Annotated in this window: 14 protein-coding genes; 6 read left to right on the forward strand and 8 right to left on the reverse strand. The window is 52.0% G+C overall.

The features are described from left to right. The first annotated feature begins 93 nt into the window (after window positions 1–93). The 4 genes from IEV97_RS19270 to murQ all read left to right on the forward strand — a co-directional run bounded on the left by IEV97_RS19270 (window position 94) and on the right by murQ (window position 3399). On the forward strand, window positions 94–1245 hold the full coding sequence (locus IEV97_RS19270; protein WP_188503129.1) for a formimidoylglutamase: 1152 nt from the start codon (window positions 94–96) through the stop codon (window positions 1243–1245). A 108-nt stretch (window positions 1246–1353) separates the two neighbouring features. Continuing rightward, window positions 1354–1611, forward strand: coding sequence for a cytochrome b5 domain-containing protein (locus IEV97_RS19275; RefSeq protein WP_188503130.1), 258 nt, complete (start codon window positions 1354–1356; stop codon window positions 1609–1611). A gap of 60 nt (window positions 1612–1671) precedes the next feature. Further along, window positions 1672–2532, forward strand: coding sequence for a hypothetical protein (locus IEV97_RS19280; RefSeq protein ID WP_188503131.1), 861 nt, complete (start codon window positions 1672–1674; stop codon window positions 2530–2532). A gap of 48 nt (window positions 2533–2580) precedes the next feature. Continuing rightward, window positions 2581–3399: an N-acetylmuramic acid 6-phosphate etherase gene (gene murQ / locus IEV97_RS19285; RefSeq protein WP_262890309.1), complete on the forward strand. Its 819-nt coding sequence runs from the start codon at window positions 2581–2583 to the stop codon at window positions 3397–3399. A gap of 88 nt (window positions 3400–3487) precedes the next feature. Here murQ and IEV97_RS19290 read toward each other — a convergent pair whose 3' ends face one another. After that, complete coding sequence (locus IEV97_RS19290; protein ID WP_188503132.1) at window positions 3488–4570, reverse strand: hypothetical protein; 1083 nt, start codon at window positions 4568–4570, stop codon at window positions 3488–3490. Window positions 4571–4793: 223 nt separating this feature from the next. On the opposite strand from IEV97_RS19290, the gene IEV97_RS19295 reads away from it, so the two are divergent. Next, window positions 4794–5363 carry a hypothetical protein gene (locus tag IEV97_RS19295; RefSeq protein WP_188503133.1) on the forward strand — a complete coding sequence of 190 codons (570 nt, stop codon included), beginning with the start codon at window positions 4794–4796 and terminating at the stop codon, window positions 5361–5363. A gap of 77 nt (window positions 5364–5440) precedes the next feature. Here the strand turns inward: IEV97_RS19295 and IEV97_RS19300 are convergent, their stop codons facing one another. From IEV97_RS19300 to era, 4 genes are all read right to left on the reverse strand, one after another. Then, window positions 5441–5632: a hypothetical protein gene (locus tag IEV97_RS19300; protein WP_188503134.1), complete on the reverse strand. Its 192-nt coding sequence runs from the start codon at window positions 5630–5632 to the stop codon at window positions 5441–5443. 185 nt (window positions 5633–5817) lie between these two features. Then, window positions 5818–6000, reverse strand: coding sequence for a hypothetical protein (locus IEV97_RS19305; RefSeq protein WP_188503135.1), 183 nt, complete (start codon window positions 5998–6000; stop codon window positions 5818–5820). Between the two features lie 72 nt (window positions 6001–6072). Beyond that, window positions 6073–7386 carry a ribosome biogenesis GTPase Der gene (der, locus tag IEV97_RS19310; protein ID WP_188503136.1) on the reverse strand — a complete coding sequence of 438 codons (1314 nt, stop codon included), beginning with the start codon at window positions 7384–7386 and terminating at the stop codon, window positions 6073–6075. 63 nt (window positions 7387–7449) lie between these two features. Beyond that, window positions 7450–8340, reverse strand: coding sequence for a GTPase Era (gene era / locus IEV97_RS19315; RefSeq protein ID WP_101447233.1), 891 nt, complete (start codon window positions 8338–8340; stop codon window positions 7450–7452). A gap of 378 nt (window positions 8341–8718) precedes the next feature. Between era and hemH the strand changes: the two genes are divergently transcribed. Further along, window positions 8719–9747 (forward strand): ferrochelatase, encoded by a 1029-nt coding sequence (gene hemH, locus IEV97_RS19320; protein WP_188503137.1) that lies wholly within the window; start codon window positions 8719–8721, stop codon window positions 9745–9747. A gap of 404 nt (window positions 9748–10151) precedes the next feature. Here hemH and IEV97_RS19325 read toward each other — a convergent pair whose 3' ends face one another. The 3 genes from IEV97_RS19325 to glmM form a co-directional block, all read right to left on the reverse strand. Next, window positions 10152–10733: a TIGR00730 family Rossman fold protein gene (locus IEV97_RS19325; RefSeq protein WP_188503138.1), complete on the reverse strand. Its 582-nt coding sequence runs from the start codon at window positions 10731–10733 to the stop codon at window positions 10152–10154. Between the two features lie 90 nt (window positions 10734–10823). Continuing rightward, window positions 10824–11966: a cysteine desulfurase family protein gene (locus IEV97_RS19330; protein ID WP_188503139.1), complete on the reverse strand. Its 1143-nt coding sequence runs from the start codon at window positions 11964–11966 to the stop codon at window positions 10824–10826. A 134-nt stretch (window positions 11967–12100) separates the two neighbouring features. Next, entirely contained in the window at window positions 12101–13492 is a 1392-nt protein-coding gene (gene glmM / locus IEV97_RS19335; protein WP_188503140.1) for a phosphoglucosamine mutase, read from the reverse strand. Window positions 13493–13503: the final 11 nt, after the last annotated feature.

A 13503-nucleotide genomic window follows, 5' to 3' on the forward strand; every position in this document is an offset into this window, starting at 1 on the left:
GATAGCACTTTTTACACTAAAAAGTTATACTTAACTAAAAGCCGCTCGCAAAAGCTGCATTTTTGCTATATTTGACATTCCTGATACAGCTTTATGAATCTTTCTATTTTCTTCGAGCCTCTGAACGAGGACATCTTTGCGCTGCTCGACAAGCCGCGCACGCTCGGTGCTTACATCGGCCGCTTTACGGGCAAGTTCCCGGACTGGCGCGCTGCCGATATTGCCCTGATCGGTGTGAATGAAACCCGTGGACGGGGAGAAGAGACAGAATCAGAGGTGTTTCCGGCCCGGGCCGTGCGCAAAAAACTTTACAGCCTGCACAAAGGAACCGGCCGCTGCAACATAGTGGACTTAGGCAACCTGCGGGCAGGTATAACACTCGACGACACCTACCTGCGCCTGAAAGAGATCGTGGAAATCCTCGTCTCCCATAACACCATCCCTGTCATCATTGGTGGTTCGCATGATTTGGAGTACGGGCAGTACATGGGCTACGAGCACCTGGAGCAGGCCGTGAACATGGTCACCGTGGACAGCAGCGTGGACATGAGCGAAGACCAGGAGGTGCCTGCCAATAAGAAACAACTGCACCAGATCCTGATGCACGAACCCAACTACCTCTTCAGCCTTGGACAGATTGGCTACCAGTCTTACCTGGTAGACCCGGAGGTGATGGCCACTTTCGAGAAGTTGCATTTTGAGGCCTACCGCGTAGGCGAGGTGCATCGCCAGATACAGGAAATGGAGCCCGTTGTACGTCAGGCCGACCTGCTCACCTTCGACATCTCCGCCATCCGCCACCAGGATGCGCCGGGCTATACCCCAGCCAATCCCTTTGGGCTCACCGGCGAGGAGGCCTGCCAACTGTGCTGGTATGCGGGCCTGAGCGACCAGATGACATCGCTCGGAATTTACGAGTACGATCCGGAGCAGGACGGGCAGGAACTGACGGCCATGACGATCGCCACCATGGTCTGGTACTTCATCGAGGGCTTCTACCACCGCAAGAACGAAACAGAGTTCAGCTCCGGCAAGTTTACCAAATACGCCGTGGCCTTCCATGACGCCCCCGACCGCATGACCTTCTTTAAAAGCAAAGTGAGTGAGAAGTGGTGGATGGAAGTGGAGCCCCTGTCGGATGAGAAGAGCCCGCGCATTGTGCCCTGCAGCTACGAAGACTACCTGCAGGCCATCAAAGGCGAAGTGCCCAACCGCTGGATACTGACACAGGCCCGCATTGGCTAAAACTCAGGAGCCAAACAAAGAAACAAACCTGATTCTGCTCCGTTTGCCCCAATCACTAGGGTAGGATTACTATATTTGCAAACCGGGCTCCGTAGGGCCTGCCATTAAATGGAAGAAAATCTCCCGGAATATACCCTGCAACAGCTCGCCCTGCGCAATGGCCAGGACCGGGACGAGGTGTGGGTGGCGTACAAAGGGCTGATCTACGACGTGAAAAAATCAAGGCTGTGGCGGAGCGGCAACCACTACGAACACTGGGCCGGACAGGATCTGACCGAGGAACTAAAGGACGCCCCGCACACCGAATATGTATTTGACAAATTTGACGTGATCGGACTTGTCAAAAACTCAGTATACCGAAAATAAAGCAGAGGGAGTTTGTCAATATAGCGGCAGGCTCCTGATCAACTATAATTTACCAATACTATGATTCTGATAGCTGACAGCGGCTCTACCAAAACAGACTGGCGCACCATTGATGCCGACAACGAGTACGAACAGGTAACCACCACTGGCATCAACCCGCAATACCTGGACACTGAAAAGATCTACAGCATTTTTGAGACCGAGCTGCTGCCTCATCTAAAAGAGAGAAACATCAGCGCCATTTACTACTATGGGGCCGGTTGTAGCTCCCCGGAGCGCAACAGGCGCGTGGAAGACGCTCTCAGCCGGGCCTTCCCGGGAGTGCCCAACTACGTGGACCACGACCTGCTGGCTGCTGCGCGCGCGCTGTGCGGTCACAAGCCAGGTATAGCCTGTATCCTGGGCACGGGCTCCAACTCCTGCCTCTACGATGGCAAGAACATCATCGACAACGTGACCTCGCTCGGCTTCCTGATGGGGGACGAAGGAAGCGGCGCCTACCTGGGCAAGCTGCTCATAAAGGCCTATATGTACCGCGAGCTGCCTGAAGAACTGGCTACTTCACTAACTAATAGGTATAACCTCACCAAGAACGGCATTCTGGATGCGGTTTACGGCTCCGACATACCTAGCCAGTACCTGGCGACTTTTGCCAAGTTCATGCACGAGAAGCGCAAGAATCCGGTGATCAAGGAAATGATTTACGAGAACTTTGAGGAGTTCTTCGAGCGCCACGTAAGCAAGTACGAGGGCTTCGGCGAGCTGCCGGTAAACTTTGTCGGGTCTATCGCGTTTCATTTCGCAGACACGCTTAAGCTGGTGGCGAAAAAGTATGGCTGCCACATCGGGGTCATCATCTCCAGCCCGAGCGAAGGCCTGATCAAGTACCACCAGGAGCTGCTCAAGATGCAGAATGCCTAAGAATACGTATACTTATTTTTCTGAAATCAAATTTGACTTACCACCACAGTGTCTACTACCGAATCCGACTCTCTTTACAATAAATTAGAGCAAATGCCCGTGCACGAGCTGCTCACCTGCATCAACCAGGAAGACAAAAGTGTGCCCATAGCCGTTGAGCGGGTAATTCCCCAAATAGAAACCCTGGTGAACGCTACCGTGGAGCGCCTTCGACAGGGCGGCCGGCTCTTTTACATCGGGGCGGGTACCAGCGGACGACTCGGCATTCTGGACGCATCGGAATGCCCTCCCACCTACGGTGTGCCGCATGGCATGGTCATCGGTATTATAGCTGGCGGGGATAGTGCTATCCGGAAGGCGGTGGAGTTTGCAGAGGATGACACCAAACAGGCCTGGAAAGACCTGCAGGAACATCATATCACGAACAAGGACATAGTGGTAGGTATAGCCGCGTCGGGCGCGACGCCTTATGTGGTGGGAGGCCTGGAAGCCTGCCGCCGCCAAGGTATAGCTACCGGCTGCATTGTGTGCAATGCCAACAGCCCCGTCGCCGCTGTCGCTGACTACCCCGTGGAAGTGATCACCGGGCCGGAATTTGTGACCGGCAGCACGCGCATGAAGGCCGGCACCGCCCAGAAACTCGTGCTCAACATGCTCACCACCGCTACCATGATACAGCTCGGCCACGTGAGAGGCAACAAGATGGTGGACATGCAGCTATCCAACACGAAGCTGGTAGAACGGGGCACCCGCATGCTGATGGATGAATTGCAGTTGGCAAAACCAGAGGCTGCTGCTTTGCTCAAAAAGTACGGCAGCGTACGCGCTGCTATCGAGGCCTACCGCAATGGTGGCGAACTTTCGTAAGCGAGCCTATACCTGACAAAAGCAGATCGGCCTGCCAGCATAAGAAACGCTGGCAGGCCGATCTGCTTTACAGTATACCTGGTAATGGCTAGTCTAATATGGCCATGCTTTCTACCAGTACTTTCGCGGCTTCTTTGCTCGGCACTTTGTAGTTGATCACTGCCCAGTCGTAGCCTAGCTTAAAGCGATCGTCTTTTATAGCGTACCGCATCTTCTCGCGGTAGTCGGCGACAGGTTCCAGCCCAAGTTCCTGCCGCAGTTCGTTCGCCTTTGCCTCTTCCTCCTCGCTCATGCGCTGCACCAGGTAGCGGCTCGACAGGTCCCCGAATTCCTTGTCATCCTTGCAGTCTTCCGGCTTGTTACAAATGACGCGGGCCAGCACTTTGGACCGGTATGGGTTCTTGCCCTGCTGCTGGTCCATCAGGTAGGCCGCAACATGCGGGTCGAGCTTGCCCTCCTGCACCGCCTGGGTAAGCACAGTCTTGAAGTCGAAACCGTTGCGGGCAGTGGTCTGCCTTTGAATCACGATGCTGAAACGCGGCAGCACCTCCAGCGTGTCCGGCAATCCAATCAAATCCTCTCCCGGATAGCCGTGCTTGCTGACCCAGGCCAGCAGTCTTTTCACGTTGTCAGCCTCTATCTTCCGGATCGTATCGGCATGTACACGCAAGCCTCCCTTCGCCTGGCGGAAGAACTGATCCCGTGCCCAAAGCTCGTCCAGGTCGGCACGTAGGTCGATGTTCGTGTTCTCCCGGAACGCTTTGCGGCGCTTCGGGTACTTTTTGACAAACTTCTTCCAGCCTTTGTGAGCCCTAAGGGTGCCGAGCGCCTCCTGCTGTTCCAGGTATTCCAGCGACACTCCTTTTGCAACGAGCTTCTCCAGATAGTTTATACCTTGTTTCCCGTGCCCGGTGAGCCCGGCGCACACGGCCGCATTGTAGTAGTCGCGGGCAAACCCCTGTGGCACGGCTGCAAAGGCCTGCTGGTATACCTGCAGCGCGCCTTCGTAGTCTTTCGCCATCACCAGCCGTTCGGCTTTGTTGATGTGGGGGTGGTAGTCTTTGGTATAATCTGCCTTGGCCACTGCCTGGGTACCAAAGCTCAGCATGGCCAGCAGGAAGAGTATAGCAACCGCGGGTTTAAAAAAGTTGGGGCTGAATGTGAACTGCATAGAAGATGGGTGGTGTTTTCAGTTGGAACGTGCCATGTTATAACGTACGCAGGAAAGCCTTAGCATACACAGTGGCTATTTTGTACCCGCTTATACCTGCATCAGCACACAGGAGTTGACTTAATCAGGAGATTTCTTCCTTAAATATAGCCAACTTTGTTCATAATCTTAAAGTAGACTGACAAATGCCAGCACCTGACACAGGCGCAGAACAGATTAACTTATGCATGACATTGAACCCTTTTACAACTGGCTGGAGCTGTACTCAGCTGCCGAAGACCCACGCTCTCCGCTGTATGGCGCCGAGAACAGCCTGCTGCAGTACACCCATACCATCTATGGCTACTACATACATCCGCAGTGGGACGACATCGACTCCGAAACGCTATTCCTGAAGATCCTGTATGCCGACTACGACCTGGGTTTTGCCGTGATCGAGTTTATAGGGGAGTGGAACGATGCGCTCCACAACGACATCATGAAGCTCAAACGCAACATCATCGATCCGCTGGTGCAGGAAGGCATCAAGCACTTTATCCTGATCGGCGAGAATGTGTTCAACTTCCACGGCTCCGAAGACGACTACTACGAAGAGTGGTTTGAGGATGTGGAGGAAGGCTGGATTGCGGCCATCAGTTTCCGGGATTTCGTGCTCAGCGAGATGCGCAGCTACAACATTGACTCGTACGTCAACACGGGTGGCACGCTGGATGAGCTGCATTGGCGCACCTATACCCCAAAACGGCTCTTTGCGCTGGTAAACAGCATGATTCAGAAGCGGCTGGGCGCGTAACCAGGGTAAACCACGCCAAAACAAAAGAGCGGACTCTTAGTGAGCCCGCTCTTTTGCTGTGTATACGTCACGTGAGACTACTGAACCACAGCTGTGTCGCCGTCTTCAATGCGGTCGGCTTCTTGCTCACCGGCTTCTTCAATCTGATCCGCTTGCTCTTCAGCAGCGTCTTCTACCTGGTCAGCTCTCTCATCAGCTGGAGAGTCGCAAGATGCGAATGTGAAAGTGAAAAGACCAGCGGCTAGGAAAAGGTAAATTGACTTTTTCATGTTTATAAGTTTAATGTGATGGTGGAAAACAGTTGGTTATGGCAACGGGCACCACCCTGCACCGAAGCTTGAAAGCCAATACGCATCCTGTACATATTAGTTGAGGTATATATATAAAAAAAGCACTCCGGGGAGTGCTTTTTTCTTTTGCCAGGCCTTGCGGCCGGTAGTACTGGTACTTGTGACTACTGAACAGCAGTTGTGTCTTCCTCGATAGTAGCAGTAGTGTCTGCCTCTACTTCAGTCTCAACTTCAACTGTCTCTACAGTTTCAGTAGTTTCAACTTCAGTTGCAGTTTCTTCTGCGTTGTTGCATGAAGCAAAAGTGAAAAGACCTGCAACGAATAGTAAACCGAATACTTTTTTCATAATGTTTTGTGATTGGTTAAGGATGAAGCTTCAAATATAACTCTATATCTGAATATATTGATACAGAAGCCTTTATTTTTTCTTAAACAACACTTTGATCGGCACGCCTTCGAAGCCAAAATGCTTCCGGATGCTGTTTTCCAGATAGCGCGTATACGGCTCCTTCACATACTGCGGCAGGTTGCAGAAAAATGCAAACGTCGGGTTGTGCGTCGGCAGCTGCGTCACGTACTTGATCTTGATGAACTTGCCCTTCACGGATGGTGGCGGGTAGCGCTCGATGTCCGGCAGGATTTTATCGTTCAGCTTTGAAGTGGAGATTTTACGGGTTTTCTGCTCGTATACCTCCATCGCCGTCTCAACAGCCTTGTGCACACGCTGCTTGGTCACGACCGATGTGAAAATGATCGGCACGTACTTGATCGGGGCAATCGCCTCGAGTATCTTCTCCTCGAACTCCTTGGTGGTGTGCGTATCCTTCTCCACCATGTCCCACTTGTTCACCAGGATCACGATGCCCTTGCGGTTCTTCTCAGCCAGTGAGATAATGTTCACGTCCTGCGACTCTATACCTCTGGTCGCATCCAGCATCACGATACACACATCGGCATCTTCCAGGGCACGCACGGAGCGCATCACCGAGTAGAATTCAATGTCTTCGCTCACTTTGCTTTTGCGGCGCAGACCGGCCGTGTCCACAATGATGAACTCTTTGCCAAAGGCGTTGTAGCGCGAGTCGATGGCGTCGCGGGTAGTGCCGGCAATGTCAGTTACGATGTTACGCTCCACACCCAGCAGCATGTTCACAAAAGAGGACTTACCCACGTTCGGGCGGCCCAGCACGGCAAGCCTTGGTATACCTGCATCCGGGTCTTCTGTACCATCTGTTTTGAAGTGCTTCACCACCTCGTCCAGTAGTTCACCTGTACCGGAGCCGCTCTGCGACGATACCGGGAAGATGTCTATACCTAGGCCCAACGCATAAAACTCCCCCATCTGGTGGGCACGGGCATTGGTGTCGGCTTTGTTGGCCACTACATAGATGGGCTTGTCGGTGCGGCGCAGCACGTTGGCGAATTCTTCGTCCAGGCTGGTGACGCCTGCCTCTACGTCTACCATAAACAGGATCACATCGGCCTCTTTAATAGCCAGTTCTACCTGTTTGTTGATCTCTCCTTCAAAAATATCGTCGGATCCGTGCACGTAGCCACCTGTGTCGATCACGGTGAAGTACTTGCCGATCCAGTCGCCGTGGCCGTAGCTGCGGTCGCGGGTTACGCCGCTCTCGTTGTCCATGATGGCCTGGCGACGCCCTACAAGGCGGTTAAAAAGTGTAGACTTGCCCACGTTCGGACGGCCTACGATTGCAATGATGTTGGTTGACATCTAATAAAAATAAAATAGTTAAAGTGCCCCCGGAGCACCTTGCCCCGAAGCTTTAATAGTGCGCTACTCGCTGCTGTAGCCGAATCGGCGTAGCAGCTTCTGGTCGGTTCGCCAGTTCTCGTTCACGCGCACGTATAAATCAAGAAATATCTTTTTCTGGAAAAACTGCTCCATATCCACACGGGCCTGTGTGCCTACTTTTTTCAGCGCCTCACCTTTGTGGCCGATCACAATGCCCTTCTGGCTCTTGCGCTCCACGCTGATCTCGGCCCGGATGCGGATGATGTCCTCTTCTTCCTTAAACTCCTCTACCACCACCTCGCAGCTGTAGGGAATTTCCTTTTTGTAGTTGAGTAGGATCTTCTCGCGGATGATCTCAGACACAAAGAAACGCTCCGGCTTGTCAGTCAGTTCATCTTTCGGATAAAAAGCCGGGTGCTCGGGCAACAACGCCAGCAAACGGGCGAACAATTGCTCTACTCCGAAATTATGCAAAGCCGAAATCGGATGGATCTCGGTCGGGTTCATCTTCTCCTGCCAGTAGGCTACTTTCTCGTTCACTTCCTCCTCGGTGGCCTGGTCAATTTTGTTGATGAGCAGCAGGATCGGCACATTGGCGTGCTGCAGGCGCTTGATCACATCGTCCTCGTCGTGCTTTTCGTAGATGTCCGTCACAAACAGGATGATGTCTGCATCCTCCAGCGAGGTGCGCACAAAACTCATCATCGACTCGTGCAAAGCATATTGCGGCTTGATGATACCCGGCGTGTCGGAGTACACGATCTGGAAATCATCGCCGTTCAGGATGCCCATGATGCGGTGGCGGGTAGTTTGCGCTTTGGACGTGATAATAGACAGCTTCTCCCCCACCAGGGCGTTCATAAGCGTAGATTTACCCACATTGGGCTTCCCCACTATACTGACAAAACCGGCTTTGTGCGGATTTTCGGACATACACTAAAATTTAAGGATGCAAAATTACTCCTTTTTTTACGAAACACGGTGAAAATGTGTGGATTTAGAAATTTTGAATGAGCGATTAAGTGGATGAGTGATTGAGTGAATTGCTAAATGGTTAATTGTTGTTTGAGCACGATTGGGGTCAGGTTGCGATCTATACCTATACTAATACCTATACCTGTTTGGCCACGGCCGATGGGTGAGACGCTCGCGGGTCTAAAGACACGGCGAGGTCCTGGCGCGTACTTTCAAACATTTCCGCCTCCTTTTAGCTTTATACCCTGCGCCCTCTATCAGGGCATAGAAACTATCGATCATAACTAACTCGTTATACTTCGTATCTTTGTAAGGCAACAGCATTATTTGTTATAGATGAGCAAGAAAAAAACAGGTAAGATTGGCGTTTTGCTAGTTAACCTCGGCACACCGGATACGCCTAACACTCCTGACGTAAGAAAATACCTGCGCGAATTCCTGCTGGACCCTCGCGTAATCGATATAAACCCCGTTGGGCGCTACGCTCTGGTTAATGGCATCATCGCTCCATTCCGAGCACCAAAATCTGCCAAGGTATACAAGCAACTCTGGACAGAGCGCGGCTCTCCGCTACTTTATCACGGATTAGACCTCCAGAAAAAACTGCAAGAAGCGCTGGGCTCCGGCTATCACGTGGCTTTTGGTATGCGTTACCAGAGCCCGAGCATTGCCAGCGCCCTGGAAGAGCTTCGGGAAAAGAGCGTGGATCGGATCATCGTGCTTCCGCTGTTCCCGCAGTATGCTGCCGCCTCAACAGGTTCTGTACAAGACAAAGTGATGGAGATCGTAAAGGAATGGTGGGTTATACCTAGCATCAACTTCATTTCCTCTTTCTGCGACGATCCGGGCTTTATCAACGCTTTTGCGGAGCTGGGCAAGCAACACATGGCGCAGGACGATTATGATCATGTCATCTTCAGCTACCACGGCCTTCCAGAGCGCCAGGTACTCAAAGGCAGCGACAAAGGCTATTGCCAGCTGGGTGACTGCTGTAACAGCTACAACAAGCGCAATAAGTACTGCTACCGCGCATCCTGCTTTGTCACCTCCAGAATGCTGGCCGAGAAGCTGGGCCTGCGTGAAGACCAGTACACGGTCACGTTCCAGTCCAGGCTTTTAAAAGACCCGTGGCTGCAGCCCTACACCGACGAGGTACTGAAGACGCTCCCCGGGAAAGGTATCAAAAAGGTGCTGGCGTATAGCCCGGCTTTTGTTGCGGATTGTCTGGAGACCACCATTGAGGTAGGTGAAGAATTCAAGGAGATGTTTGAGCACGCCGGCGGTGAGAAATGGCAACTTGTAGAGAGCTTGAACTCTAACCCGATGTGGGTAGAGGCCGTGAAGAATATGGTGCTGGAGCATTAGTCCGATCTTGAAATTTGAAAATTTGGAGATGTGAAGATTTGAAAATGACTTCACAGGTATAAACCCGAAGCGCCGCTGCAAGACTTTGCAACGGCGCTTCGGGTTTATTAAAATCTCAGCCCAACGGAAGTTATCCTAATTTTAGCCGCGCTTCCTACTTTGCTATACCTGTGTCCAACACAAAGAGGTCGCAGATCGATGTCGTTAGCTTAAGCTTTTTAAGCTCGGGTGCTGCTCCGCTGGTAGTCGCTGCAGGTATAGCCCCGGATTGCAGACCCGAAAAAGCACAAAGACGGACATTACCGAGCTGCAATTACTTAACGGAACTGCCACGATCTATACCTACGAGCAGGCTTAACCATTAAATCGCAACTGCTCAACAATCAACAAACAGCAATCAACAATCAGATCCTCTTAAAATCGACCCAGTAATCGGAAGTGGTATCTGAATATTCTCGGATTTTCTGAAGCAGCACCTCCGGGTTACTTTCCACAATCAGGTTTTCACGATGGTCTAGCTTCACGAAGCCTTCGCTTACCGTATGGTCGATCATCTCGAAGAACTTGTCCCAGTAACCGTTGATGTTGTAAAAGGCTACAGGCTTTTTGATGATACCGAGTTGGTTCCAGGTAATGATCTCGCAAATCTCGTCGAAGGTGCCAAAGCCGCCGGGCATGGCAATGAACGCGTCGGACCGGGCCGCCATAATGGCTTTCCGCTCGTGCATCGTCTCCACAACGATCAGTTCCTTCAATCCTCTATGCGCTACTTCCCTGTCTACCAGACTCTGTGGAATAACGCCTATCCCTATACCTCCTCCAGCCAGCACGGCGTCAGCTATCACGCCCATCAAGCCCACATTGCCTCCACCGTACACCAGCTTTATACCTTGTCTCGCCATCAGATCACCTAGCTGTGCAGAAGCTTCACTATACACTGGGTTCATACCCGTATTGGCTCCACAAAAAACGCCTATGCTTCTCATTGATTAAATTTATTCTGTTGTGATTGATAAAGAAAGGCTCCAACATTCCTGCTGAAGCCTTTTTATAATTTCAATAGAGCGCGCCTATACCTAGGCCAGCTCTTTTTTATACATTTTGGCAAGGGTTTCGGCCACGTAGTCGATCTCGGCCTCCGTGTTATACTTGCTGAAAGAGAAGCGAACAGAGCCGCGGCTTGGGTCTACGCCTAACGCACGCAACACATGCGAACCTGAATTGGCGCCGCTGCTGCACGCACTTCCGCCCGAGGCCGAAATCTTGGCAATATCCAGACTGAAAAGCAGCATTTCGTTGATGTCAGAAGCCGGCAGGCTTACGTTGAGCACAGTGTATAGACTCTTGTCACCAAACTCCGACATGCCATTGAAGCTCACATCCTCCATCTGCTCACGCAGTTTATAGATCATGCGGTCTTTCAGGCTTTGCATGTGCTTCTGGTGCTCGGCCATATCGCGGTATGCGATCTCCAGCGCTTTGGCCAGCCCAATAATACCGTACACGTTTTCCGTGCCACCTCGCATGTTGCGCTCCTGCGAACCACCCTGAATCAGGGGTTGAATCTTGGTCTCTGCATCGCAGTACAGGAAGCCAACGCCCTTTGGGCCGTGGAATTTATGCGCTGAACCTACCAGGAAATTTGCCCCGATCTGCTGCACATCGTGCTTGTAGTGGCCCATGGTCTGCACTGTGTCAGAATGGAAAATGGCGTCATACTTTCTACATATCTCCCCGATCTTCTCAATATCGTTGAGGGTACCGATCTCGTTGTTGGCGTGCATGATCGAAACGATCGTGCGTGGTTGTTTTGCCAACAGCTCCTCCAGGTGCTCCAGATCCAGGTTGCCGCGTTCGTCGTGGCGCAGGTAGCTCAGCTGCACGTCGCCCTGCTTTTCCAGCATTTCCATGGTGTGCAGCACGGCATGGTGCTCCAGTTTGGTGGTGATGGCGTGCTTTATACCCAGCGAACGGCAGGTACAGACAATAGCGGCGTTATCGGCCTCGGTGCCGCCAGAGGTAAAGAATACCTCTGCAGGCGACGTGTTTAGCAGCGTAGCGACCGTGCGACGGGCTTTTTCGATGGCAGACCTCACCTCGCGCCCATGGGAATGGATGGAAGAAGGGTTGCCGAAATGCTCCAGCATAAAAGGGGCCATGGCATCAAAAACCTCTTTGTCCAGAGGAGTGGTAGCTGCATTATCTAAATAAACACGCATGATATTTTGTATTGGATTCTCTTAAACGAACTACTAAAGTATAAAAAAAAGTTGCGCCAGCGGAGAAAAACATGTTTCCTCCTTTGGCGCAACCTCCAATTGCTAGTTAAAAAATATGCTACAGCAACAACACATTATGCTTTGGCAGAGATGATCTCTTTGATGTCAGCAATAATCTTATTGGCCAGATGGTCGGCAGTCGCGTTGCTCTCCGACTCTGCATAAATGCGGATAATCGGCTCTGTATTGGACTTGCGCAGGTGCACCCATTCCTTGTCAAACTCGATCTTCACACCGTCGATTGTATTGATCGGCTGCTTGGCGTAGCGCTCCTGCATCTGGCGCAGCACCTCGTCCACGTCCACATCAGGCGTCAGCTCAATCTTATTTTTAGAGATATGGTAATTCGGGTAGCTGGCACGCAGGCGCGTCATGCTCATACCTGACTTGGCCAGGTGCGTCAAAAACAGGGCTATACCTACCAGGGCGTCGCGACCGTAATGCAGCTCCGGGTAAATAATGCCGCCATTGCCTTCGCCGCCGATGATGGCATTCTCTGCCTTCATCATGTTCACCACGTTCACCTCGCCTACGGCAGCAGCAAAGTACTGGCCTCCGGCTTTCTCGGTTACGTCACGCAGTGCTCTGGTCGAGGAAAGGTTCGAAACCGTGTTGCCCACCTGATTTTTAAGTACATAATCGGCCACGGCTACCAGGGTATACTCCTCCCCAAACATGCTGCCGTCTTCGTTGATCAGCGCCAGGCGGTCCACATCGGGGTCTACTACTATACCTAAGTCGAACTTGCCTTTCTCGATCACGCGCGCAATCTCGCGCAGGTTCTCCGGTAGTGGCTCCGGGTTGTGCGGGAAGTTCCCGTCCGGCTCGCAGAACAGTTTCTCTACTTTATTTACTCCCAGCGCTTCGAGCAGCATCGGTATGGCTATACCTCCGGAAGAGTTGACACAGTCGATGGCTACGCTGAAGTCTTTTTCTTTGATGGCGTTTACATCCACAAGGGGCAATGCCAAGATAGTATCAATGTGCTTTTGCAGCGCTTCGTCGTCACGCTGGTAATTCCCCAGATCATTCACCTGCGCAAACTCAAACGCTTCCTTGTCTGCCAACTCCAGTACCAGTTTGCCTTCTGCGTCAGAAATGAACTCACCTTTGTGGTTGAGCAACTTGAGTGCGTTCCATTGCTTGGGGTTATGGCTTGCCGTCAGGATGATGCCGCCACCAGCCTTGTAGTCAGGCACCGCCATCTCTACCGTAGGCGTTGTTGACAGCCCCAGATCGACCACGTTTATACCTAAGCCCTGCAGGGTAGCGCAAACCAGCTTGTTCACCATGTCACCGGACAGGCGGGCGTCGCGACCCACTATAATGGTATTGTTGCCAGTAGTCTGCAACACCCAGGTACCGTAAGCGGCGGCAAACTTCACCACATCCACAGGAGTAAGTGCTTCACCTGCCCTTCCTCCAATCGTACCTCTGATTCCTGAAATTGATTTTATTAAAGCCACTGCGAGAATAT

The organism is Pontibacter amylolyticus (genome assembly GCF_014638845.1).
Lineage (GTDB): Bacteria > Bacteroidota > Bacteroidia > Cytophagales > Hymenobacteraceae > Pontibacter > Pontibacter amylolyticus.